Annotated in this window: 28 protein-coding genes; 12 read left to right on the plus strand and 16 right to left on the minus strand. The window is 68.1% G+C overall.

The window, feature by feature from the left end; all coding sequences use genetic code 11:
- Positions 1–49: 49 nt before the first annotated feature.
- On the minus strand, positions 50–655 hold the full coding sequence (locus tag QGN30_RS10970) for a TetR family transcriptional regulator (protein ID WP_231119632.1): 606 nt from the start codon (positions 653–655) through the stop codon (positions 50–52).
- Between the two features lie 334 nt (positions 656–989).
- On the opposite strand from QGN30_RS10970, the gene QGN30_RS10975 reads away from it, so the two are divergent.
- Positions 990–1,589, plus strand: a complete 600-nt coding sequence (locus QGN30_RS10975) for a TetR family transcriptional regulator (RefSeq protein WP_023870462.1) — start codon at positions 990–992, stop codon at positions 1,587–1,589.
- A 235-nt stretch (positions 1,590–1,824) separates the two neighbouring features.
- The gene (locus QGN30_RS10980; protein ID WP_248923152.1) at positions 1,825–2,871 is read left to right on the plus strand and encodes a DUF4192 domain-containing protein; all 1,047 of its coding nucleotides are present in this window, start codon (positions 1,825–1,827) and stop codon (positions 2,869–2,871) included.
- A 22-nt stretch (positions 2,872–2,893) separates the two neighbouring features.
- Here QGN30_RS10980 and QGN30_RS10985 read toward each other — a convergent pair whose 3' ends face one another.
- The 3 genes from QGN30_RS10985 to QGN30_RS10995 form a co-directional block, all read right to left on the minus strand.
- Complete coding sequence (locus tag QGN30_RS10985) at positions 2,894–3,583, minus strand: metal-dependent transcriptional regulator (protein WP_008258556.1); 690 nt, start codon at positions 3,581–3,583, stop codon at positions 2,894–2,896.
- 129 nt (positions 3,584–3,712) lie between these two features.
- Positions 3,713–4,702, minus strand: a complete 990-nt coding sequence (gene sigB, locus QGN30_RS10990; protein ID WP_050782802.1) for a sigma-70 family RNA polymerase sigma factor SigB — start codon at positions 4,700–4,702, stop codon at positions 3,713–3,715.
- Positions 4,703–4,837: 135 nt separating this feature from the next.
- Complete coding sequence (locus tag QGN30_RS10995) at positions 4,838–5,284, minus strand: DUF3099 domain-containing protein (protein WP_248923151.1); 447 nt, start codon at positions 5,282–5,284, stop codon at positions 4,838–4,840.
- Between the two features lie 70 nt (positions 5,285–5,354).
- Between QGN30_RS10995 and QGN30_RS11000 the strand changes: the two genes are divergently transcribed.
- Positions 5,355–5,594, plus strand: a complete 240-nt coding sequence (locus QGN30_RS11000; RefSeq protein ID WP_008258553.1) for a DUF3039 domain-containing protein — start codon at positions 5,355–5,357, stop codon at positions 5,592–5,594.
- Here the strand turns inward: QGN30_RS11000 and QGN30_RS11005 are convergent, their stop codons facing one another.
- Together QGN30_RS11005 and QGN30_RS11010 are read right to left on the minus strand one after the other, a co-directional pair.
- The gene (locus tag QGN30_RS11005; protein ID WP_009955740.1) at positions 5,595–6,596 is read right to left on the minus strand and encodes a YihY/virulence factor BrkB family protein; all 1,002 of its coding nucleotides are present in this window, start codon (positions 6,594–6,596) and stop codon (positions 5,595–5,597) included.
- A gap of 64 nt (positions 6,597–6,660) precedes the next feature.
- Positions 6,661–6,846, minus strand: a complete 186-nt coding sequence (locus QGN30_RS11010) for a DUF7455 domain-containing protein (RefSeq protein WP_008258551.1) — start codon at positions 6,844–6,846, stop codon at positions 6,661–6,663.
- Between the two features lie 123 nt (positions 6,847–6,969).
- Between QGN30_RS11010 and QGN30_RS11015 the strand changes: the two genes are divergently transcribed.
- A complete protein-coding gene (locus QGN30_RS11015; RefSeq protein WP_095562841.1) occupies positions 6,970–7,341 on the plus strand; it encodes a DUF952 domain-containing protein in 372 nt (123 codons plus the stop codon).
- Here the strand turns inward: QGN30_RS11015 and QGN30_RS11020 are convergent.
- The 3 genes from QGN30_RS11020 to ppgK all read right to left on the minus strand — a co-directional run bounded on the left by QGN30_RS11020 (position 7,287) and on the right by ppgK (position 10,331).
- Positions 7,287–7,703, minus strand: a complete 417-nt coding sequence (locus QGN30_RS11020; RefSeq protein WP_041785112.1) for a RidA family protein — start codon at positions 7,701–7,703, stop codon at positions 7,287–7,289. The two genes, QGN30_RS11015 and QGN30_RS11020, sit on opposite strands and share 55 nt — an antisense overlap.
- Before the next feature lie 135 nt (positions 7,704–7,838).
- Positions 7,839–9,344 carry an RNA polymerase sigma factor gene (locus tag QGN30_RS11025; RefSeq protein ID WP_026071295.1) on the minus strand — a complete coding sequence of 502 codons (1,506 nt, stop codon included), beginning with the start codon at positions 9,342–9,344 and terminating at the stop codon, positions 7,839–7,841.
- Between the two features lie 177 nt (positions 9,345–9,521).
- Positions 9,522–10,331, minus strand: coding sequence for a polyphosphate--glucose phosphotransferase (gene ppgK, locus QGN30_RS11030; protein WP_009955735.1), 810 nt, complete (start codon positions 10,329–10,331; stop codon positions 9,522–9,524).
- Positions 10,332–10,433: 102 nt separating this feature from the next.
- Here ppgK and QGN30_RS11035 point away from each other — a divergent pair, with 102 nt between their 5' ends.
- Positions 10,434–11,312: an inositol monophosphatase family protein gene (locus QGN30_RS11035; protein WP_248923150.1), complete on the plus strand. Its 879-nt coding sequence runs from the start codon at positions 10,434–10,436 to the stop codon at positions 11,310–11,312.
- A 5-nt stretch (positions 11,313–11,317) separates the two neighbouring features.
- Here the strand turns inward: QGN30_RS11035 and cei are convergent, their stop codons facing one another.
- On the minus strand, positions 11,318–11,968 hold the full coding sequence (cei, locus tag QGN30_RS11040) for an envelope integrity protein Cei (RefSeq protein ID WP_008258545.1): 651 nt from the start codon (positions 11,966–11,968) through the stop codon (positions 11,318–11,320).
- A gap of 205 nt (positions 11,969–12,173) precedes the next feature.
- Here cei and QGN30_RS11045 point away from each other — a divergent pair, with 205 nt between their 5' ends.
- On the plus strand, positions 12,174–12,476 hold the full coding sequence (locus tag QGN30_RS11045) for a DUF4193 domain-containing protein (protein ID WP_008258544.1): 303 nt from the start codon (positions 12,174–12,176) through the stop codon (positions 12,474–12,476).
- Between the two features lie 9 nt (positions 12,477–12,485).
- Here the strand turns inward: QGN30_RS11045 and QGN30_RS11050 are convergent, their stop codons facing one another.
- Positions 12,486–12,971 (minus strand): DUF3093 domain-containing protein, encoded by a 486-nt coding sequence (locus tag QGN30_RS11050; protein ID WP_014380589.1) that lies wholly within the window; start codon positions 12,969–12,971, stop codon positions 12,486–12,488.
- A 25-nt stretch (positions 12,972–12,996) separates the two neighbouring features.
- Here QGN30_RS11050 and dut point away from each other — a divergent pair, with 25 nt between their 5' ends.
- Together dut and QGN30_RS11060 are read left to right on the plus strand one after the other, a co-directional pair.
- A complete protein-coding gene (gene dut / locus QGN30_RS11055; RefSeq protein ID WP_008258542.1) occupies positions 12,997–13,461 on the plus strand; it encodes a dUTP diphosphatase in 465 nt (154 codons plus the stop codon).
- A gap of 43 nt (positions 13,462–13,504) precedes the next feature.
- Entirely contained in the window at positions 13,505–14,278 is a 774-nt protein-coding gene (locus QGN30_RS11060; protein WP_008258541.1) for a DUF3710 domain-containing protein, read from the plus strand.
- Positions 14,279–14,286: 8 nt separating this feature from the next.
- Here QGN30_RS11060 and QGN30_RS11065 read toward each other — a convergent pair whose 3' ends face one another.
- On the minus strand, positions 14,287–14,988 hold the full coding sequence (locus QGN30_RS11065; protein WP_014380588.1) for a hypothetical protein: 702 nt from the start codon (positions 14,986–14,988) through the stop codon (positions 14,287–14,289).
- A gap of 131 nt (positions 14,989–15,119) precedes the next feature.
- Between QGN30_RS11065 and QGN30_RS11070 the strand changes: the two genes are divergently transcribed.
- Together QGN30_RS11070 and QGN30_RS11075 are read left to right on the plus strand one after the other, a co-directional pair.
- Positions 15,120–15,488 carry an OB-fold nucleic acid binding domain-containing protein gene (locus QGN30_RS11070; RefSeq protein ID WP_003875251.1) on the plus strand — a complete coding sequence of 123 codons (369 nt, stop codon included), beginning with the start codon at positions 15,120–15,122 and terminating at the stop codon, positions 15,486–15,488.
- Between the two features lie 14 nt (positions 15,489–15,502).
- Positions 15,503–16,192, plus strand: coding sequence for a DUF3159 domain-containing protein (locus tag QGN30_RS11075; protein ID WP_009955806.1), 690 nt, complete (start codon positions 15,503–15,505; stop codon positions 16,190–16,192).
- On the opposite strand, the gene QGN30_RS11080 is transcribed toward QGN30_RS11075, so the two are convergent.
- Together QGN30_RS11080 and QGN30_RS11085 are read right to left on the minus strand one after the other, a co-directional pair.
- Positions 16,189–16,845 carry a potassium channel family protein gene (locus QGN30_RS11080; RefSeq protein ID WP_008258524.1) on the minus strand — a complete coding sequence of 219 codons (657 nt, stop codon included), beginning with the start codon at positions 16,843–16,845 and terminating at the stop codon, positions 16,189–16,191. The genes QGN30_RS11075 and QGN30_RS11080 overlap by 4 nt on opposite strands.
- A gap of 34 nt (positions 16,846–16,879) precedes the next feature.
- Positions 16,880–17,545, minus strand: a complete 666-nt coding sequence (locus QGN30_RS11085; protein WP_008258523.1) for a potassium channel family protein — start codon at positions 17,543–17,545, stop codon at positions 16,880–16,882.
- A 127-nt stretch (positions 17,546–17,672) separates the two neighbouring features.
- On the opposite strand from QGN30_RS11085, the gene QGN30_RS11090 reads away from it, so the two are divergent.
- A complete protein-coding gene (locus QGN30_RS11090) occupies positions 17,673–19,667 on the plus strand; it encodes an APC family permease (RefSeq protein WP_009955810.1) in 1,995 nt (664 codons plus the stop codon).
- A 29-nt stretch (positions 19,668–19,696) separates the two neighbouring features.
- Positions 19,697–20,899 (plus strand): class I SAM-dependent RNA methyltransferase, encoded by a 1,203-nt coding sequence (locus QGN30_RS11095; protein ID WP_225331766.1) that lies wholly within the window; start codon positions 19,697–19,699, stop codon positions 20,897–20,899.
- An 8-nt stretch (positions 20,900–20,907) separates the two neighbouring features.
- Here the strand turns inward: QGN30_RS11095 and QGN30_RS11100 are convergent, their stop codons facing one another.
- Together QGN30_RS11100 and QGN30_RS11105 are read right to left on the minus strand one after the other, a co-directional pair.
- Positions 20,908–22,197, minus strand: coding sequence for an SLC13 family permease (locus QGN30_RS11100; RefSeq protein WP_014382914.1), 1,290 nt, complete (start codon positions 22,195–22,197; stop codon positions 20,908–20,910).
- 16 nt (positions 22,198–22,213) lie between these two features.
- A complete protein-coding gene (locus QGN30_RS11105; protein ID WP_008258518.1) occupies positions 22,214–22,657 on the minus strand; it encodes a CBS domain-containing protein in 444 nt (147 codons plus the stop codon).
- Between the last annotated feature and the right edge of the window lie 101 nt (positions 22,658–22,758).

The following is a 22,758-nucleotide window of genomic DNA, read 5'->3' on the forward strand; positions in this document are numbered from 1 at the left end:
GAGCCACACTTATAATACTGATCGTATCGCAGCGATACGATCGGTATCGCTATAGGTTGCCAGCACCCTCCCATGCATCCAGAACACGCCGTGTAGCTCTGTTGATGCACTTGCGTGTCTGCTCCGCTGTCGCCCGGCCGCCGACGAAGGCCATCAGGTTGGCCAGCCAGATATCAGCGATGAGGCTGGCAATCTGTCGCTCGTAGATTCCTTCCGTGCCGCCACTGAGTGCCCGTGCCAGCATGCTTTCGATCAGGTCGGCGGCATGTTGCGCCCCCAGAGCTTCATCGGTGTCAGCAATAATGAATGCGCGCATCACGGCCTCGGTGAGCTTCGCATTTTGCTGCCATTCGTCGTGAAGTCGGCGAGTCAAGGATTCCACTCGCCGAATCGGGGATGCCGCACACGTGCTCCAGTCGCGTTCTTGATCCAGCCGCACAAATTCACGGGCGAGTAGCGTCACCAACAGGTGGGTCTTCGACGTGAAATGGTCACACACCGACCCGACCGTGACGCCGGCCTGCTTGGCGACCGATTTGAAGTGGACCGCCTTGAAGCCGCCCAACGTTGCGACCACCTGGGTGGCATCGAGGATTGCTGCGTTGCTCGCGGTGTGCGTCCCAGGGCGTGACATCGCGGCCTCTGACTCAGCCAACAAGACACACACACCTCTCCTCGAGGATGGACCTAGCAACCTGAGGCTTGCGACGTGCCATTTTCCAGTGGAACGCCGGCAACCGGGACAGCGCCGTGAACGGCAGGCGCGAGCGCACTGTCTGGCGAGGGATTTAGCGGGCGCCTGGGGCCGCGGCTGCTCGCGAATATTCGTGGGGCAGCCGCTATTTCCCATGCAATCCGCGTCACCTGCCACGGTCCCCGACATCGCGACACCAGCAATAGATCCCCTAGTACTGTTGGTTTCGCTACGCTACTGTTCGTACAGTAACTCAGGAAGCAGCCTGGAATGTCGGATTGACGAAGGCGATGTCATGCCCTCCGCAAATACTGGCTCGTTAAGGGACCGGCGCCGCGCCGAGCTGTTCTCGCAGATCCAGGGCACCGCACACCAACTTTTTGCCGAACGTGGATTTGCTGCCGTGACCACCGAGGACATCGCTGCCGCTGCGGGGATATCCATCAGTACTTACTTCCGCTACGCGCCTACGAAGGAAGATTTGCTAATCGCGCCGTTGCGGCAAACGGTCGCCGAAATCGTTGCGGCCTACGGCGCTCAGCCATCGGACCAATCGGCAGCCGACGCGCTGATCGCGTTGTTTGCCGAAACCGCCTGGGACAAAACCAATCCGAACCCGCACTACTGGCAACAAGCCATGCTGACCGCCCCCCACCTACTGAGCGAACCGGCGCTGATCAGCGACAACGATGACCGCAAGTTCATCGAGCTCGTCGCTACAAGGATGGGCATCGATGCGGGATCCGACATCCGTCCCTCGCTGCTGGTCCACACGGGGTTGGCCACCGCACAATTCATACTTCGGCGCTGGCTGAGCGCAGACATTAAGACACATCCACCGCTGCACGTTCAGTTGGAACAGGCCTTGAGAATTACGCTGGCAGGATTCGACTAGGGCAGACTACTTTGAACCCCGGGGCATACGGTTGGCCAGGTAGACGGAATCTGATCCCGTCACAATCTTTGCCTGGGGCCCCACGGACACCGCTCGCCACGACCGCCCGCAGGGCGGCAACCAACTAGCCCAGCGATCCAACACGCTCACGCGATTAAACGAACCCAGCAAAGCCATAATCGCGATTAAAGAGCGCGACGTATCGCTAGTGTGAACGCTATGCCGAGCGCAATCGATGACACCCTTACCACCTGCGCCAACACGCACAATGAATAGGGAATTACCGGCCGTTCTCGGCTTCATTCCCGAAAATTCATTGGTATTAGTGTCTTTGGAGGATCGGCACCTCGGGTCGGTGATGCGCGTCGACCTCTCCGAGGAGTTGCTCGCACGGGTCGGTCATCTGGCCGAGGTCGCCGCGGCGGCCCGCCCCGAGGCCGTCATCGCGGTGATCGTCGACGCCGACGGCGCGCACTGTCCCAGCTGCAACGACGAGTACCGGCAGTTGTGTGAGGCGCTCGCAGAGTCCTTGTCGCAGCACGACATTGAGCTCTGGGCCACCCACGTGGTCGACCGGGTCGCCCTCGGCGGGCGCTGGCATTGTGTCGAGGGCTGCGGGTCGAGCGGCCTCGTCGAGGACCCCTCGGCCTCGCCGCTGGCCGCGGCGGCGGTGCTGGAGGGCAGGCGGCTCTACCCGCGCCGCGCCGACCTGCAGGCGGTCATCGCGCCCGACGACCCGGCCCGCAGCGCCGCATTGGCCGGCGCGGTCGGCCGGCACGCCGCCCGGCGCCGCGCCGCGCATCGCGCGCATCCGGTCCGCTGCACCCGCGGCGACGTGGAGGGCGCGATGGCGGCCGCCGCCCGGGTCGCCTCGGGCGAATCGCTGTCCGACGCCGAACTGGCGGCGCTGGGCTGCGCGCTGAGCGACCCGCAGGTCCGCGACATCCTGTACGCGCTGGCCGTCGGCGAGGGCGCCGACGACGTCGAGTCGCTGTGGGCGGTGCTGGCGCGCACCCTGCCGCCGCCGTGGCGGGTCGAGGCGCTGGTCCTGCTCGCGTTCAGCGCGTACGCGCGCGGCGACGGCCCGCTGGCCGGGGTGTCGCTGCAGGAGGCGCTGCGCTGTGAGCCCGAGCACCGGATGGCGGGCATGCTGGACACCGCGTTGTCCTCGGGCCTGCGGCCCGAGGACATCCGGGATCTCGCGCTCACCGGGTACCGGCTGGCCAAGCAGTTCGGGGTGCGGCTACCGCCGCGTCGGCCGTTCGGCCGCAGGGCGGGCTAGCCGGGGGGCCAGGGGTGGTGGGTCAGACCTTTTCGACCTTGACCGCGTGGGCCATCTCGTGGGGCAGGGTGACGTTTTCGTGGCCGGGGATGACGATGGTCACGCCGGCGGGGCCGGTCTCGACGGTCACGCGCGCGTTGGGGACCACGCCGGCGTCCTTGAGGCGGGTGATCAGGTCGGTGTCGCCCTGGACGTGTTCGGTCAGCTGCCGGACCACCACCGCCACCGGGGAGCCGGGCGGCAACTCGGTCAGCCGGACGAGGATGGCCTCCTCGGCGCCGGACTCGGGGCCCACGCCCAGGTCCAGAAGCCCGGGGATCGGGTTGCCGAACGGCGAGGTGGTCGGGTGGTTGAGCACCTTGACCAACCGCCGCTCGACCTCCTCGCTCATCACGTGCTCCCAGCGGCACGCCTCGGCGTGCACTTCCTCCCAGGGCACCCCGATGACGTCGACCAGCAGTCGCTCGGCGAGGCGGTGCTTGCGCATGACGGCCACGGCCAGCGCCCGGCCCTTGTCGGTGAGCTCGAGGTGGCGGTCACCGGCCACGTGGAGCAGCCCGTCGCGCTCCATCCTGGACACGGTTTGGCTGACAGTCGGCCCGCTCTGATCGAGGCGTTCGGCGATTCGGGCACGTAGCGGCGTTACGCCCTCTTCTTCGAGGTCGTAGATGGTCCGCAGGTACATCTCGGTGGTGTCAACCAGGTCGTTCATTCAGCACCTTCCATCGACGCTGAGTCTACTTGGCCAGCTGCATGAATGGGTGTAACGCCTCCCAGGCAAGCAGTATGCCCGCCGCTGACGCGGCGGGCATACTGTCTGCTACCTAGCTTGAGTGAGTTGTCAGCTCGCGTACGACCGTAGCCTGTCGGCGCGCTCCCCGTTGCGGAGTTTGGACATTACGTCCCGCTCGATTTGGCGAACCCGCTCGCGGGACAGCCCGAACAGCTTGCCGATCTGGTCCAGCGTGCGGGGCTGGCCGTCGTCGAGGCCGAACCGCAACCGGATCACCTGGTGCTCGCGCTCGTCGAGCGTGGCCAGCACGCTGCGGATGTCGGTGTGCAGCAACTCGGCGATCACCGCGTTCTCGGCCGACATCGCCTCGGCGTCCTCGATGAAGTCGCCCAGGGGGGCTTCCTCCTCGGAGCCGACGGGCATGTCCAGGCTCACCGGGTCGCGGCTGTGCTCGAGCAGGTCGTTGATCTTGTCGACCGGGATGCCGGATTCGGCGGCCAGTTCCTCGTCGGTGGCCTCGCGGCCGAGGTTCTGGTGCATCTCGCGCTTGATCCGCGCCAGCTTGTTGACCTGCTCCACCAGGTGGACGGGCAGCCGGATGGTGCGGCTCTGGTCGGCCATGCCGCGGGTGATGGCCTGACGAATCCACCACGTGGCGTAGGTCGAGAACTTGAATCCCTTTGTGTAGTCGAACTTTTCCATCGCGCGGATGAGCCCGAGGTTGCCCTCCTGGATCAGGTCCAGCAGCGGCATGCCACGACCCGTGTACCGCTTGGCCAGCGACACCACCAGGCGCAGGTTCGCCTCCAGCAGGTGACGGCGCGCGGCCTTACCATCGCGCACCACGGCCTCTAGATCGCGTTTACGGTTCTCCCCGAGGCGCTTACGCGTTTCGAGCAGGTGCTCGGCGTAGAGCCCGGCTTCGATCCGCTTCGCGAGTTCAACTTCCCCCGCCGCATTGAGCAACGCCGTCTTGCCGATTCCGTTCAGATATACGCGCACTAGATCCGCCGCGGGGCTTTGAGCATCCAGATCGCCGTCAAATCTGCTCGTGCTGGCGTTCGCCATAGCGACCTCCCGTTCGGCTTGTACTGTCATCGAGTTCAACGACCGATTAGGGTTCAGAGTTCCCAGCGGTTCCCCATCTCACACGTCTTGACGTGCACAAATGTCCCGAAGACCTGAGAATGTCCTGAGAAGTGCGCCGCGACGGCACCGAAGAAGGAACGAGCGCTAGCCGTCGTCGATTCCGCCCCGCGGGTCGGGAGGCCACCCCGGCTGGGGGTGTCGCGGAGCCTCGAGCGCCGGGCGTTCGGCGCGGGGGAACAGGGGGGTGCGCCGGCGCGCGTTGTCGAACCGGCGGGGCTCGTCGGGGCGGCGCGGCGGGCGGTCGTTGGCGATCAGCACGGCCATCCAGGGCAGGGGGATGGACACCGCCACGATCGCCAGCGAGATCAGGCCGTTGTGCCACGCGCCGTAGGCGAGCGCAGCGAGGATGAGCGCCGGAATCCGGAATGCCATCAGGATCAGGTATTTACGGACCCGCGCGCGATGCTGCTCCTCATAGGAGGGCTCGGCGGCGGTGATGAGCACCGGGCGGCCCTTGTGGCCGGCGAAGTCATCGAAGCTGCCGTCGAACCCCGCGTCGGAGCCGTGCTTCATTTCTCCACTGTCCCACACCTGGACGATTCCGGCGTGGCCGGTTTCGGGGCGGCCCGGCAGCGCACCGGGCAGTGCAAGAATGTCAGGTATGCAGACCCAGACGATCGAGCGCACCGAGACCGACGAACGCGTCGACGACGGGACCGGCAGCGACACACCCAAGTATTTTCACTACGTCAAGAAGGACAAGATCGCCGAGAGCGCGGTGCTGGGCAACCACGTCGTCGCGTTGTGCGGCGAGGTGTTCCCCGTCACCAAGGCGGCCAAGCCGGGCTCGCCCGTCTGCCCGGAGTGCAAGCAGATCTACGACCGGCTCAAGAAGGGCTGATTACCCGGGCGGCTTCGCCGGCGCGGTATCGCGTTGTTGCGTGGCGGGATTCGCGATCGGGCTGGCCAGCGTCTCCACCGTCTTCTTCAGGGCGGGCGAGCGGGAGAACAACCAGGTGCGCACCCGGTGGGCGTGCGTGGTGGGCGCGGGAAACTCCTCCTGGACCGCGGCGTTGAGTTCGGCCCCGAGCATGATCGCGAACCCGCCGAAGAACGCGAACAGCAGGAATGCGATCGGGGTGGAGAGCGCGCCGTAGGTGTAGCCGGTGCTGGTGATCCACCTTAGATAGAACCGCAGGCCCAGCGTGGCGGTGACGAACACCGTGGTCGCCAGCATCGCGCCGAGGATCAGCCGGTGTGACGGCAGCGGTTCGGGCAGTGCGACCCGGTACAGGATCATCACCCCGAGCGTCAGGCCGATGATCAGCGCCGGGTAGTAGCCGTAGCGCAGCACGTTGGACAGGCCGAGCGGGATGTGTTCTTCCACCTTGCGCGGGCCCACCACCACCAGCGGCGCGGTCGCCACCACGACCACAAGCATCACGACGTAGAGGAACAGCGCGAAGAAGCGCTGCCGCACCGGATGGCGCAGCGGCGTCTGGTCATGCGCCTCGACGACGGAATCGACGAACGCCGAGATCGCCGACGACCCCGCCCACAGCGAGATGATGAATCCCAGCGACACCACCTCTCCGCGGGCGTTGCTGGCGATGTCGCGGACCGTCGGCTCGATGATCTCGTTCACCACGCTGGGGGAGAACACGCTGTGCGCCGTCGAAAGCAGCTGCCGCAGGATGTTGGGCAGCATGTCCGGCCCGAACAGCGGCGCCACGTAGGCCATCGTGCCCAGCATCCCGAGCAGCAACGGCGGCAGGGACAACGCCGACCAGAAACCAGCCTGAGCCGACTCGGAAAAGATTGAGTCGTCCCAGCTCTTCGACAGAGCCCTCAGGGTGATTCGCCAGATGTGGTGGCGCGACGGTTTTGCGACCTGATCGCTCATACCAGTCCAGCATTACCGAAGATCGCCCGCGCTGCCCACATTGGGGACGGGCGAGTTCGGTTGGCTAGCTTCCGCTGACCTCCAGCACGGCGTCCAGCTCGGTCAGCTTGGCCTCGTGCTCGTTGGCGTGGTGCTGGCAGAAGAGAAGCTCGAGGCCGGAAGGCAGCTTGGCGCGCACACGGGCCGCGGCACCGCAGCGGTCGCAGCGGTCGGCCCGTGTCAGTTCTGGACTCGTCAGAGTTGCATTCATGGCTTCTCCGTTCTCGTACATTCACTTTCTCAGACGTATGGCGTTTTCGCCTTGTTCCCCGATCGTTATCGGGTGTGTCGTTTCTCACGGCCTGGTCAGATTTGGTGTGGACGGTTCTCTAGGGTGACCGTCGTGACCTTCGCTGCCGACGTGCTGGTGCACCTGTGCGGGGCCGAGCAGTGGGCGCAGGCCCGCCGTGACGGCGCCATCCGCCCCGCGGACGGCGCCGACTTCATCCACCTGTCGACGCCCGAGCAGGTCCACCTGCCCGCCAACCGGCTCTACCGGGGCCGGCGTGAGCTGGTCCTGTTGCGCATCGACCCGGCTCGCCTCGACGCACCGGTGCGCTGGGAGCCGGGAGTGCCAACCGATCCGGCGTCGATGTTGTTCCCGCACCTGTACGGCACCCTGCCGGTCGCCGCGGTGACCCGCGTCACCCCTTACCCCCCGGGGGCCGACGGCGCCTTCCCTCCGGTCACCGGCGAGTCGACGTAGGCGTCGGCCTCGATCTCCACCAGCAACTCGGGCGCGATGAGCGCCGAGACCTCGACCATGGTGGCCACGGGGCGGATCGCGCCGAACACCTCCTCGTGCACGGCGCCCACCTCGCGCCAGCGCGAGATGTCGGTGACGTAGAGGCGCGTGCGTATCACGTCGGTGAGTGACGCGCCGGCTTGTTGCAGTGCAATGTCGATGCGGCGCAGGGCATCTCGCGTCTGGGCGGCGATGTCACCGGCGGGCCCGGTGCCGGTCGTTCCGGCCACCGCCACATGCGGACCGACCCGCACCGCGCGCGAGTAACCGACCACCGATTCGAATTCCGAACCGGACGAGACCACTGTGCGGTGTGCTGACATGCGGCTCACCGTACGACGGCGGCGCCGCCAGCGCAGCCGAATTTCCCCGCGGCAGGGGTTGTTTGGCTCGGTCGGGGTGCCGCGAGCCGCGAACAGCTTGTGCGCCAACCGTTCTCACGGAAGGCCGGACCGGGCTCAGTCCAGGTAGTCGCGCAGCACCTGCGAGCGGCTGGGGTGGCGCAGCTTCGACATGGTCTTGGACTCGATCTGGCGGATGCGCTCGCGGGTCACCCCGTACACCTGCCCGATCTCGTCCAGGGTGCGGGGCTGGCCGTCGGTGAGGCCGAAGCGCAGCCGCACCACGCCGGCCTCGCGCTCCGAGAGCGTCTCGAGCACCGACTGCAACTGGTCCTGCAGCAGCGTGAACGACACCGCGTCGACGGCCACCACGGCCTCGCTGTCCTCGATGAAATCGCCCAGTTGGCTGTCGCCCTCGTCGCCGATGGTCTGGTCCAGCGAGATCGGCTCGCGCGCGTATTGCTGGATCTCCAGCACCTTTTCCGGCGTGATGTCCATTTCCTTGGCCAGCTCTTCGGGCGTGGGCTCGCGGCCCAGGTCCTGCAGCAGCTCGCGCTGGATGCGGCCCAGCTTGTTGATCACCTCGACCATGTGCACGGGGATGCGGATGGTGCGGGCCTGGTCGGCCATGGCCCGGGTGATGGCCTGACGGATCCACCAGGTGGCGTACGTGGAGAACTTGTAGCCCTTGGTGTAGTCGAACTTCTCGACCGCGCGGATCAGACCCAGGTTGCCTTCCTGGATGAGGTCGAGGAACGCCATGCCGCGGCCCGTGTAGCGCTTGGCCAGCGACACCACCAGCCGCAGGTTGGCCTCCAGCAGATGGTTTTTGGCGCGGTCGCCGTCGCGGCAGATCCACTGCATGTCGCGGCGCTGGGCGGCCGGCAGTTTGTCGCCGCGCTCGGTCATCTCGGTCATCAGCTGCGTGGCGTACAGGCCGGCCTCGATCCGCTTGGCCAGCTCGACCTCTTCCTCGGCGTTGAGCAGCGCGACCTTACCGATCTGCTTGAGGTACGCGCGAACCGAGTCGGCGGAGGCGGTGAGCTCGGCGTCCTTGCGGGCCTGGCGCAGCGCCTCGGATTCGTCCTCGTCCCAGACGAAATCGCCGGAGGCCTTGTCCTTTTCGGTGGGCTCGGCGATCTCGTCGTCCTCGTCGGCGGCGGGCTCGGCGGCCGCCGCGGGGGCGGGCGCCTCCTCGTCGTCACCCACCTCGGAATCGCCCGATTCGACCTCGGCGTCTTCGGACGCCACGTCTTCCTCGAGGTCGTCGAGGGACAGGTCGCTGTCGATGTCGAGGTCCTCGCCGGGCTCAGCCTCGAGGTCTGGTTCGTTGTCGAGATCCTCGACGGCGCCGTCGGAATCGAGGGCGTCGGGATCCGCCGGGCCGCCCTTGGCCGCTTTGGTGCCGCGGCCCTTGGCCTCGGCGCCCTTGGCGCGGGTCTTCTTGGCGGGCTCGGCGGCGTCGGACTTGGTGGACCGCGCGGTCGTCTTGGCGGCCCGTTTGGCGGGCGCCGAGCCGTTGGCGGCCTTGGCCGCCGGACGCTTGGCGGGGGACGACGCAGACTTCGTGGCGGTGCGTTTCACCGGCCCATCGGTTGCCGGGCTTGCCTTGGTCGCTGCCACTTACACCCCTTCGTTTGGGCTCACCTTCGGTGGGTATTGGGCATGGTTAACCGAAAGTGTCTGCTATGTCGATGTCGGCGTTGGTATCAGCGTGCGTAGTCGCACGCTATCGGTTGGGCGTTCGCCGAAGACCATTGTAACGACAGTGCGCGGTACTACAGCTGTGCCGGGCGAAATTCAGTGGGTCACGTCCGAGGTGGCGGCCATCGCCGCGCCGACGATCCCGGCCGTGTTGAGCAGGGCCGCGGCCACCACCGGGGTGCGGTTTTCGAGCAGCGGCAGCCACTTGTCGGCCTTGCGGCTGATCCCGCCTCCGGCGATGAACAGGTCCGGCCACATCGCGTTCTCGATGCTCACCAGCACCTCGGTGACGTGTTTGGTCCATTTTTCGTAGGACCAGCCCTTCTTTTCCTTCACCGAGGAGGCGGCTTGTTTCTCGGCTTCCTTGCCGCCGACCTCCAGGTGCCCGAATTCGGTGTTGGGGATCAGCGTGCCGTTGTGGATGACCGCCGAGCCGATGCCGGTGCCGAACGTCAAGAGAATCACCAGGCCGGTCTGATTCCTGCCCGCCCCGTAGTGCTCCTCGGCCAGCCCGGCCGCGTCGGCATCGTTGAGGACCGTCACGTCCTGTCCGTCCAGCTCGGCGCTGATGATGTCGCGGGCGTTGACCCCGATCCAGGACTTGTCCACGTTGGCGGCGGTCTGCACCACGCCGTGCGTGACCACCCCGGGGTAGGTCACGCCGAGGGGCCCGGTCCATCCGAATTCGTTGACGACCGCGGCGATGGTCTTGGCGACCGCCGACGGCGTCGCGGGTTGCGGGGTCAGCAGTTTGACCCGTTCGCCGATCAACAACCCCGTGTCCATGTCGACGATGCCGCCCTTGATGCCGCTGCCGCCGACGTCGATGCCGAAGCCGCGGCGTTCATGTGTGCCGTCGGCCGGTGCGGTGCCGGGCGTGTCCGTGGTCGAGTCGGTGCTGGTCATCGAATCTCCTCGGCGTGACGGGGCTGTCCGCTCACCTTAACGCCGCGACGCCGGCAGCCCGCGGTGTCTGCGCGCCCGCGCCGACTGTGATGCGATAGACCGGTGATCCAATCCGATGACGAGCTCGTGCGGCTGCGTTCGGTGGCCGAAACCGTGGCCACGGAGGCCGCCGCGTTCGTGCGGCGCCGGCGCGCCGAGGTGTTCGGCGCCGCGCCGGCCGGCGCGACAGGCCCCGACAGCGGCGCGGTGCGGACCAAGAGCACCCCGACCGATCCGGTGACGGTGGTCGACACCGAGACCGAGCGCCTGTTGCGGGACCGGCTGGCCGAATTGCGGCCTGGGGACCCCATTCTCGGCGAGGAGGGCGGCGGGCCGACCGACCCGGCGGGCACCCCGCCCGGATCGGTGACCTGGGTGCTCGATCCCATCGACGGCACAGTGAATTTCGTTTACGGCGTTCCCGCCTACGCGGTGTCGGTCGCCGCGCAGGTCAACGGCGAGTCGGTGGCCGGGGCGGTCGCCGACGTCGTCGCCGACCGGGTGTACTCGGCGGCCAGCGGCCTCGGCGCGCACGTCAGCGACGGCCAAGGGACCCAGCCCTTGCAGTGCGCGGCGGTCGAGGACGTGTCAATGGCGTTGCTGGGCACCGGTTTCGGCTATTCGCGGCAGCGCCGCGCGGCGCAGGCGGCGTTGTTGGCGCGCATGCTGCCGGTGGTCCGCGACGTTCGCCGCATCGGCTCGGCGGCGCTGGATCTGTGCATGGTGGCCTCGGGCCGGCTGGACGCCTACTACGAGCACGGCCTGAAGGTGTGGGACCGCGCCGCGGGCGCGCTGATCGCCACCGAGGCGGGGGCCCGGGTGGTGCTGCCGGCGCACGACGCCACCGGGGCGGGATTGGTGCTGGCCGCCGCCCCCGGGATCGCCGACGAGCTGCTGGCCGTCCTGGAGCGGTTCAACGGCCTGGATCCGATCCTGGATTGAGCGCCTCAGCAGCTGCTGGCGTGAATCTTGGCCAGCAGCGTGGGATCTGACGGCTCGGTCGCGCCGGGCCGCAGGGTGGCGAGCACGGCGTCGATGTCGTCGTTGTGGGCCAACGCGCTGAAGTCGGTTCCCAAGGCGAGGTCGACGGAGTCGTCGGCGCGGCTGTCGTTGAACAGTTCGGTGCACGGCGCCACCAGCCACACCGCCGCGGCGGTGGCCTGTCCGGCGGTGCCGAAACGGATTTGGCCTTGGCAGGCGAGCCGGGTGCCGGCGTAGAGCGGGTCGTTGGCGGCGGTCGGCTGCGCGAAGCCGAGGTCTTTCATCGCCCCGGCGACGTCGCCGGCCTGCCCGCCCCGGCCGCTGGCGTTGAGGACGCGGACCTTGGTGTCGGCGAGTTTGGCGGGCGCGACGTCCATCATGGCGCTGCGCGACACCTGCTCACCGAGCTGCGCCGACGCCGAACCGGTCGCCTGCGGCGGGGGATTGCACACCACCGCCTCGTGCACCTTGGCGGGCCGGGTCAGCGCCACGGTCCAGACGACCGCGGTGGCCACTGCGAGCAAAATCACCACGACGATCGCGGGCTTGGGGTTGCGCCGCCGGAAGGGCCGACCATGCTTGTCAAAAGCTGTACCCTCGGTGATTTGCGTGACCACAGCTGCACTCTAGTCGCACCCCAAACCCACTGTTCAGAAGCGAGCGCAAGGGTGAAAATGGGTGTGTGAGGTAAATCACACCTTAATGGGCCGCGATACGGGCACGAATCATTTGGTGGATGCGTTCGACGCTGGTACAAAGCGATGCTTGAGATTTACGAGGGCATGCAGAGGCAAGCAGAGGCAATAGGGCAGGGGAATAGATATGCCTACCGATTATGACGCTCCACGGCGCACCGAGACGGACGACGTTTCGGAGGACTCGCTGGAGGAGCTCAAAGCGCGACGGAACGAGGCGGCCTCGGCCGTCGTCGATGTCGACGAATCTGAATCCGCTGAGAATTTCGAACTGCCCGGCGCCGACCTGTCCGGTGAAGAACTTTCGGTCCGTGTCGTTCCGAAGCAGGCTGACGAGTTCACCTGCTCGAGTTGCTTTCTGGTGCAACACCGCAGTCGGCTGGCCAGCGAGAAGAACGGCGTGATGATCTGTACCGACTGCGCGGCCTGATAGCTGCCGCTACGTTGTCAGGGCCGACAGCACCCGTTCCGGGTGACGGCAACTCACCAGCCAGTACGGCGTCGGGTCGTCCGGGTCGTCGAGGACGATCAGGATCATCGGCGCCACCCACGCCCTGTGCAGCACGTAGGCCGCCGGGTCGAGCTGGCGGCCCAACGCGGCGGATTTGGCCGAGGGCGCTACCTGTGCGGACCGGGCGATCGCGGTGACCGGCAGGTGCGCGGGGCCCGCCCACAGTTCCACTTCCCCCGGCGCGCAGGGGTTGGCGGTGACCCGGATCTCGACGCGCCCCAGCCACAACAGCGCCGCGGCCGCCACCGCGAACAGTGCCGCGTACGGCCACCACGAGGAGTGGCGGGTGACGCCCATGTTGAACTCGAACGCGAGGATGCCGGCGAGCGCGAGGGCCGGTGGCCACCACCACCACGGAACCCACAATCGTTCGCGATACCGCACGTTGTGCGGCGCGACGCGGGTGTCGGACACGCAGTCAAGGGTAGTCTGTGGCCCCGTGTCGACCAGTCTGGCCATCGTCCGCCTTGACCCCGAGCTTCCGCTGCCCGCCCGCGCCCACGAAGGCGACGCCGGGATCGATCTCTACAGCGCCGAGGACGTCAAGCTCGAGCCCGGGCGGCGCGCCCTGGTGCGCACGGGCGTGGCGGTCGCCATCCCGTTCGGCATGGTCGGGCTGGTCCATCCTCGGTCGGGATTGGCTGCGCGCGTTGGGCTTTCGATCGTCAACAGTCCCGGTACCATCGACGCGGGCTACCGCGGCGAGATCAAGGTCGCGCTGATCAACCTCGATCCGGCCGAGCCGATCGTGGTGCATCGCGGCGACCGCATCGCCCAGCTGCTGGTGCAGCGGGTCGAGTTGGTGGAGCTGGTCGAGGTGTCGTCGTTCGACGAGGCCGGGCTGGCCGAAACGTCCCGTGGCGACGGTGGTCACGGTTCCTCCGGCGGACACGCGAGTCTGTGATGCGCCGGCGAGCAGGGCGAAGCGATGAAAAGGAGCGGCGCTGATGGCTGCATTCGGTAAACGCTCACGCAAGGACGACAGCGCTTCGGCCGCGGACGCCCGGGCGGACGAGGCCGTGACGCCGGGCGCCGACGAGCCCGCCGCCGAGGAACTCGAGGGCCCGTTCGACATCGAGGACTTCGACGATCCCGCCGTCGCCGAGCTGGCCCGGCTCGACCTGGGCTCGGTGCTGATCCCCATGCCCGAGGCCGGCCAGCTGCAGGTCGAGTTGACCGAAACCGGTGTCCCGAGCGCGGTCTGGGTCGTTACGCCCAACGGTCGTTTCACCATCGCCGCCTACGCGGCGCCCAAGACGGGTGGGCTGTGGCGTGAGGTGGCCGGCGAGCTCGCCGAGTCGCTGCGCAACGACTCCGCCCAGGTCAGCATCAAGGACGGGCCGTGGGGGCGCGAGGTGGTCGGCACCGCCACCGGCGTGGTGCGCTTCATCGGCGTCGACGGCTACCGCTGGATGATCCGCTGCGTCATCAACGGCGCCCACGAGACGATGGAGGCGCTCGAGCAGGAGGCGCGAGCGGCGTTGGCCGACACCGTGGTTCGGCGCGGCGACACGCCCCTGCCGGTGCGCACACCGCTGGCCGTGCAGCTGCCCGAGCCGATGGCGCAACAGCTGCGCGAAGCCGCCGCGGCGCAACAGGCCGCCCAACAAGCGGATGCGCAGCAATCCGAGGACCAGCAGGCCCCCGCCGACCAGCCGGCCGCGCGCCGCAGCGCCGACGGGTCGGCGATGCAACAGCTGCGCACCACCACCGGCGGCTGAGACCCCGGCTAGCCCAGCTCGGCCAGCGCCGCCAGGCAGGCCGCGCCCAGGGCGGCGGGATCCGCGCCGATCTGATCCAGCGTCACCGTGCGCAGCGCCGCGCGCGGCGCCGCGGCGACCCAGTCGAGGCCGGCCTGCAGCGGATGGATCGGATCGTCGACCGCGGCCGCCACCGCCAGCGGCGCGGCCAGCCCGGCCAGCTCGTCGCAGCTCGGCGCGACGTAGGCGGCCGCCTCCTCCATGGCGTCCGGAAGGTGCGGCCACTGGGCGCCCCAGGAGCGGGTCAGCTCGTCGGCCAGCCACGGGGGGCTGGACGCCCGCATCTGGGTCGTCGTCGCCGCCAGGCCGTCGGCGCGCAGCCGGGAGGCCGAGTACCGCGCCGCGAGGGCGGCCGGCGCCTCACCGGGCGCCCCCGCCCACGCCGGCAGCGCGGCCAGCACCGCGACCGTCCGGTCCGGATGGGCCAGCGCCCAGGCCGCCGCGACCGCCGCGCCGATCGACACGCCGCCGACGGCGATCGGACCTTCGCACGCCGCGGCATCCAGCGCCGCCAGGTAGCCGTCGATCAGCCGGTCGGGACGCGGCGGCGGGTTCACCAATACCGCGCCGACGTGGGCCAGCGGGCCCGAAAACGCCCGCTGAACGTAGTCGTCGTCGGAGCCGGTTCCGGGCAATAACACGGTCGTCACACCGTTCAGATCGACCACCACCCCTCGATAGTGCACGGCGTTGACCTGCGGTCCAACATCACGTTTGAGTCGGTTGGCGCTGGGGAACCAAGAGGTCTACGGTGTCCGTTGGCATAGAGGAAGCATCGAAGCTTTTATCGTCAGGAGTGGCCATGGGGGCCCAAGGGTATCTGCGCCGGCTGACCCGTCGGTTGACGGAGGATCCGGAGCAACGCGACTCTGAGGAACTGTCCGACGAAGTCGCCAGCACCGGCGCGCAACGGGCTATCGATTGCGAACGTGGCCAGGAGGTCACGATGGTCGGCACGCTACGCAGCGTGGAATGCAACGGCAGGGCCTGCGCCGGCGGGGTTCGCGCGGAATTGTTCGACGGCAGCGACACCGTCACGCTCGTGTGGCTGGGCCAGCGCCGCATCCCGGGCATCGACTCGGGCCGGACCCTGCGCGTGCGGGGCCGCCTCGGCAAGCTCGAGAACGGAACCAAGGCGATCTACAACCCGCACTACGAAATTCAACGGTGACCGTCCCGGAAGGATTGGGCGGGGCCACCCCGCCCGCCCGGGAGCCGGGCTCATCGGAACAAACCACTAGTCGCATCAGCCCCGAGCGCCTGCTGGCGCAGGCAGGCGGCGTCAGTGGCGTCATCTACTCGTCGCTCCCGGTGGTCGTCTTCGTGATCGTCTCGAGCGTGTCGGGACTGGTCCCGGCGATCGCGGCCGCGCTGGGGGTGGCCGCGCTGGTCTTGCTGTGGCGGCTGATCCGGCGGGATTCCCCACAACCGGCGTTGTCCGGGTTCTTCGGCGTGGCGCTGTGCGCGCTGATCGCCTACGTGCTGGGGGAGTCCAAGGGCTATTTCCTGCTGGGCATCTGGATGTCGCTGGTGTGGGCGGTGGTGGTCGCGGCGTCGGTGGCGATCCGCCGGCCGCTGGTGGGCTACGCGTGGAGCTGGGCCACCGGCCGCGGGGACGGCTGGCGCAGCGTTCCAAGGGCCGTCCTTGCGTTCGACATCGCCTCACTGGGCTGGGTACTGGTGTTCACCTCCCGCTTCGTGGTCCAGGGGCTGCTCTACGACGCCGATCGGACCGGGTGGCTGGCGGCCGCGCGGATCGGGATGGGCTGGCCACTGACCGTGCTGGCCGCGCTGGCGACCTACGCGGCGATCAAGTCGGCGCAACGGGCCATCGCGGCGGGCGCCGAGCTGGCACCCCGTAGCGTCGGCGACTAGCCCAACAGCAGCTTCTGCAGGTCCTCTTCGGCCTCGGCGACGGCGACGAACAGCAGCTCGTCGCCGCCTTCGAGCGGCTCGTCCTCCTCGGGCACGATGACCCGCGGGCCGCGCAGGATCGTCACCAGCGAGGTGTCGCGCGGCAGCTGCAGTTTGCGCACCGGCTTGCCGCCCCACGGCGTGTCATCGGGCAGGGTGATCTCGACGAGGTTGGCCTGCCCCTTGCGGAACTCCATCAGCCGCACCAGATCGCCGACGGCGACGGCCTCCTCGATGAGCGACGCCAGCATGCGCGGTGTCGACACCGCGACGTCGACGCCCCAGGCGTCGGTGAACAGCCACTCGTTGCGCGGGTCGTTGACCCGGGCCACCACCCGGGGCACCGCGAATTCGGTTTTGGCCAAGAGGCTTAGCACGACGTTGGCCTTGTCATCGCCGGTGGCGGCCACCACCACGTCGAACTCCTGCATGTGCACCGATTCCAGCAGCGTCAACTCGCACGCATCGCCCAGGCGCCAGTGCGCGGCCGGGATGGCGTCGACGTCGACGTGGTCGGGGTTGCGCTCGATCAACGTCACGTCGTGGCCGTTGCCGATGAGTTCCCGCGTGACCGAGCGACCGACCGCACCGGCACCGGCAACCGCTACCTTCATATGCGCCGTCCCCTCACAGCCGGTCCCGAATTCATCACAGGTCTTCGCTCGGCGGTAGCGCGGCGATGGCGACCGCCTCGGCGGCGCGCCCGGATATCGCCGCGACATAGACCTGGTCGCCGGCCTGGATCACCGACTTCGGCTCGGGCAGGACGCCGGCCCCGAACCTGATCAGGAAGGCGACCCGCGCGCCGGTGGCCTGCTCGAGATCGGTGACCCGGTGGCCGATCCAGTCCTCGTGCAGGACGACCTCGGAGACGGCGACCGTGCCGGTCGGGTCGCGCCACTTGGCCGTCTCGGTCTCCCGCAGGAGGGCATTGAGCAGGCGGTCGGTGGTCCAGGGCACGGTCGCGATGGTCGGGATGCCTAGGCGCTCGTAGACCTCGGCGCGCTTGGCGTCGTAGATGCGGGCCACGACCCGCTTGACGCCGAACGTCTCCCGCGCCAGGCGCGCGGAGATGATGTTGGAGTTGTCACCGGAGGACACCGCGGCGAACGCGTCCGCCTCTTCGATACCGGCCCTCAGCAGTACATCTCGGTCGAATCCCTGCCCCAGGACCCGCTCGCCGGCGTATTCGGGGCTGAGCCGGTTGAAGGCGGTGCTGTCGCGGTCGATGACGGCCACGTCGTGACCGATGCGGGACAGCCCGTCGGCGACCGAGGAGCCGACACGGCCGCAGCCCATCACTACTACTCGCACTTGTGGTCCTCTCGGCCGCGTCCTGCGCCCTTCGTCGGCAACGCACGTGGGCAAGCCGTTTCGGTCGGCGAACATTCTCGTCCACGAACGCTACCGTCAGAGGCGTCTGGGCTTACTCTTGGCTCTCGTGTCCAAACTTTCAACCGCCACTCGTCGGTTGCTTATCGGCCGGCCGTTTCGCAGCGACCGGCTCAGCCACACCCTGCTGCCCAAGCGGATCGCCTTGCCGGTGTTCGCCTCCGACGCGTTGTCCTCGGTGGCGTATGCGCCCGAGGAGGTCTTCCTCATGCTCTCGGTGGCGGGGGTCTCGGCGTACGCGCTGACGCCGTGGATCGGGCTCGCCGTGGCGGCGGTCATGTTGGTGGTGGTGGCCAGCTACCGGCAGAACGTCCACGCCTACCCCTCGGGTGGCGGCGATTACGAGGTGGTCACCACCAACCTGGGCGAGACGGCGGGCCTCGTCGTGGCGAGCGCGCTGATGGTGGATTACGTTCTGACCGTGGCGGTTTCGACGGCGTCGGCGATGGCGAACATCGGCTCGGCCATCCCGATCGTGGCCGAACACAAGGTGTTCTTCTGTGTGGCCTCCATTCTGCTGGTGATGGCGCTGAACCTGCGCGGGGTGCGCGAATCCGGGGTGGCGTTCGCCATCCCGACGTATGCGTTCATCATCGGGGTCCTCGTCATGATCGGCTGGGGCCTGTTCCGGATCTTCGTGCTGGGTGATCCCTTGCGGGCGGAGTCCGCCGGTTTCCAGATGCACGCCGAACACGGCCAGGTCGTCGGTTTCGCGTTGGCGTTCTTGGTGGCGCGGTCGTTCTCCTCGGGGTGTGCGGCGCTTACGGGTGTCGAGGCGATCAGCAACGGGGTGCCGGCATTTCAGAAACCCAAGTCGCGCAACGCGGCCACGACCCTGCTGATGTTGGGCGCAATCGCGGTGACGCTGCTGATGGGCATCATCGTGCTGGCGCAGAAGATCGGCGTTCAGCTCGTCGAGGATCCCGCGACCCAGCTGAGCGGAACCCCGAAGGGGTACTACCAAAAGACCCTGGTCACCCAACTGGCGCAGGCGGTGTTCGGCGGCTTTCACCTCGGGTTCCTGCTGATCGCCACGGTGACCGCCCTCATCCTGGTGCTCGCGGCCAACACCGCGTTCAACGGATTCCCGGTGCTCGGTTCGATCCTGGCCCAGCACAGCTACCTTCCGCGCCAATTGCACACCCGCGGAGACCGGTTGGCGTTCTCCAACGGAATCCTGTTCCTGTCCGGGGTGGCCGTGCTGGCGATCGTGGCGTTCCGCGGCGAGGTCACCGCGTTGATTCAGCTCTACATCGTGGGCGTGTTCATTTCGTTCACGCTGAGCCAGATCGGCATGGTGCGGCACTGGACCCGGTTGCTGCGCACCGAGACCGATCCCGGGGTACGGCGCAAGATGATGCGCTCGCGGGTGGTCAACACGGTCGGATTGCTTTCCACCGGTGCGGTTTTGCTGGTGGTGCTGGTCACCAAGTTCGTCGCCGGGGCGTGGATCGCGCTGTTCGCGATGAGCCTGCTGTTCGGCATGATGAAGATGATCCACCGGCACTACAACACCGTGAACCGCGAATTGGCGCAGCAGGCCGAGGACGAGGAGGACGCGGTGTTGCCCAGCCGCAACCACGCCGTGGTGCTGGTGTCGAAGCTGCACCTGCCGACGCGGCGCGCGCTGGCCTACGCGAGGGCCACCCGCCCCGACGTTCTCGAGGCGGTGACGGTCAGCGTCGACGACGCGGAAACCCGCGAGCTGGTGCGCAAGTGGGAGGCGAGCGATATCAGCGTTCCGCTCAAGGTCATCGCCTCGCCGTATCGCGAAATCACCCGCCCCGTACTGGAATACGTCAAGCGGGCCCGGGAGGAGTCGCCCCGCACCGTGGTCACGGTGTTCATCCCGGAGTATGTGGTGGGGCACTGGTGGGAGCAGGTGCTGCACAATCAGAGCGCGCTGCGGCTCAAGGGGCGGCTGCTGTTCATGCCCGGCGTCATGGTGACTTCGGTTCCGTGGCAACTGAGTTCGTCCGAACGGCGCAAGACGTTGCAGCCGCACGTGGCGCCGGGCGACGCTCGTCGGGGTATTTTCGATTGACCCGCGAATCGACCCGCCCACCGCGCGGGGTGTCGCCCGCGGTGGGGGAGCTGACGTTGACCACCGGCGCCCCGGCCAACGGCGGCAGCTGCGTGGCGCACCACGAAGGCCGGGTGGTGTTCGTCCGGTACGCGCTGCCCGGTGAGCGGGTGCGGGTGCGGGTGACCGCGGACCGCGGATCCTATTGGCACGCGGAGGTTGTCGAGGTCGTCGAGCCGGCGGACGGCCGCACGGCGTCGCTGTGCCCGATCGCCGGGGTCGGCGGCGCCGGCTGCTGCGACCTGGCGTTCGCCGCCCCCGAGGTGGCGCGCGCGCTCAAGGCCGAGGTGGTGGCCAATCAGCTGGAGCGCCTCGGTGGGCATCGCTGGAGCGGGGAGGCCGAACCGCTGTCGTCGCGACCCACGGGCTGGCGCACCCGCGTCCGCCTCGACGTGGGCGCCGACCATCGACCGGGCTTTCACCGTTACCACAGCGACGATTTGGTGACCGACCTGCGTTGCGCGCAGCTGCCCGACGGCATGCTCGACGGGATCGCCGAGACCGAGTGGCCGCCGGCCGCCCAGCTGCACATGGCCGTCGACGACGACGGCGCGCGCCACGTGGTGCGCACCCTGCGGCAGGGCAGACGCACGGCGACCAAGGTGATGGAGGGCCGCTACGAGGCGGTGCAGCGGGTGGCAGGGCGCACCTGGCAGGTGCCGGTGACCGCCTTTTGGCAGGCGCACCGCGACGCCGCGGCGACCTACAGCGCCCTGGTCGCCGACTGGGCGGCCGCCGGCACCGGCATGAGCGCCTGGGATCTCTACGGTGGCGCAGGCGTTTTCGCCGCCGCGCTCGGCGAGGCCGTGGGGGCCTCGGGGCGGGTGCTCAGCGTGGACACCTCGCGCGGGTCGACGCGGGCCGCCCGGAGCGCGCTGGCCGATCTGAGCCAGGTGCAGATCGTCACCGACTCGGTGCGCCGCGCGCTGGCGGCGCAGCGAGAAGGCGCCTCAACAGCAGATGTGGCGGTGCTTGACCCACCGCGGGCGGGCGCCGGGCGCGAGATCATCGATCTGCTCGCCGCGGCCGGTGTCCCGCGTGTGGTGCACATCGGTTGTGAGGCAGCGTCTTTCGCGCGCGATATCGGTATCTATCTCGGCCACGGCTACGCCGTCGAGAAGATCAAGGTGTTCGACGCGTTCCCGTTGACCCACCACGTCGAATGCGTCGCGCTGCTGACGCGTGGCGATTAGTCCGGCGCCTAGGCCATCACGAAATACCGCAGCCACACATACAGCGCGGCCAGCGCGATGGAGACGGCGGTGACTACCGCGCCCTTGCGGGTGAATTCCCAGAAGGAGATGGGGTTGTCGGAGCGGTGGGCGATCCCGAGCATGACGATGTTGGCGCTGGCGCCGATGGCGGTCAGGTTGCCGCCGAAGTCCGTGCCCAGCGCGAGTGACCACCACAGGGCGCCGGGGTTGGCGTGATCGGTCAGGGCGGGCACCAGGTCGGCCACCACCGGCGCCATCGTCGCGGCGTAGGGGACGTTGTCCACGACCCCGCTGATGACGGCCGACGCGACGAGGATGATCATCGTCGCGGCCAGGGTGTTTCCTCCGCTGGCGGAGATCAGCACGCGGGCAAGCTCTTTGACGACTCCCGTCTTCACCAGCGCGCCGACCATGATGAACAGGCCGGCGAAGAACAGCAGCGTGTCCCACTCCACGCTGGACAGGTAATCGGACGGCTTGAGTCGTGACGCCACGACCAGGATCCCGGCGCCCAGCAGCGCCACCATGGAGGGTTCCATATGCAGCGGCGAGTGCGCGATGAACGCGGTGAACACCGCCAGCAAGACGATCCCGCACGTGACGAGCAGCCGGGGGTCGCGGATGGCCTCCTTTTCCTCCAGCGACATCACGTCGGCAACCCGATCGGGGTCGACGCTGAACGCCCCGGGAAAAAGGCGCGGCAACAACACCATCAGGACGGCGAGGACGATGACCACGATCGGCGCCAGATGAACGAGAAAGTCGTTGAACGTCAGACCGGCCCTGCTGGCGATGATGATGTTGGGCGGATCGCCCACCAACGTTGCCGCGCCGCCGACATTCGATGCGAACACCTCGGCCATCAAAAAGGGCGCCGCGTTGATCGCCAGTCGTTCGCACACCAACAGCGTCACCGGGGCGACCAGCAACACGGTGGTGACGTTGTCGAGCAGGGCCGAGGCGATCGCGGTCACCAGGGCCAGCAGGATCATGACGCGCAACGGCGAGCCGCGGGCGCGTTTGGCCGACCAGATCGCCACGTACTCGAACACGCCGGTCTGCCGCAGCACGCTGACGATGATCATCATGCCGAGCAGCAAAAAGATGACATCCCAATCGATTCCGGTTTCGTGCGAGTAGAAGACGTCGTCGGATCGGATGATCGGCAGGGTGACCACGATCGCGGCGCCGGCGAGGGCCACGAACGTCTTGTTGACGCGGTCGCTGGCGATCAGGACATAGGCGACCACGAAGACCAGGATCGCGATGAAGCTCATCGATGTGCCTGGGGCATCAGGTTTTCAGCGCGGCGGCGAGCACCCGCGATGCCGTGATCACCCCGACCAGTCCGCCGTCTTTGACCACCGCGACGAGCGGGCTGCGCAGTCGCGCCATGAGCGCGGCCACTTCGATGATGGTGTCGTCGGCGTGGGCCGGGGGCACGTCGACCAGGTGGTCGGGCAACACGTCGCGCACCTTCTTGCCGCTCAATTTTTCCGCGCAGCGGTCGGCGGTCGATTCGTTGAGCACGCCGGCCAGCGACGGGTCGTCCTGCACGTAACGCGGCACGATGAAGCGGACGACCTGGGAGGCGGGCAGCACCGCGTAAGGGCGCCCCGAACCGTCGGTGACCAACAGCCCGGGCAGCCGGTGCTCGGCCAGCATCCGGGCGGCTTCCAGCGCGTCCGCGTCGATGCTGACGACGGGGAAGTCCTCGGCGATCTGCTCGGCACGCACACTGCGACGATACGTCCGCGGGGAGTGGATGGTGCGGCGGCCTCGATGCTCATGGCGTGCTCCTGGGTCGGAAGTAGAAGTGCCGACCAGGCTTCCCGGCT

This window comes from Mycobacterium sp. 3-98, from assembly GCF_035918355.1.
GTDB classification, from domain to species: domain Bacteria; phylum Actinomycetota; class Actinomycetes; order Mycobacteriales; family Mycobacteriaceae; genus Mycobacterium; species Mycobacterium intracellulare.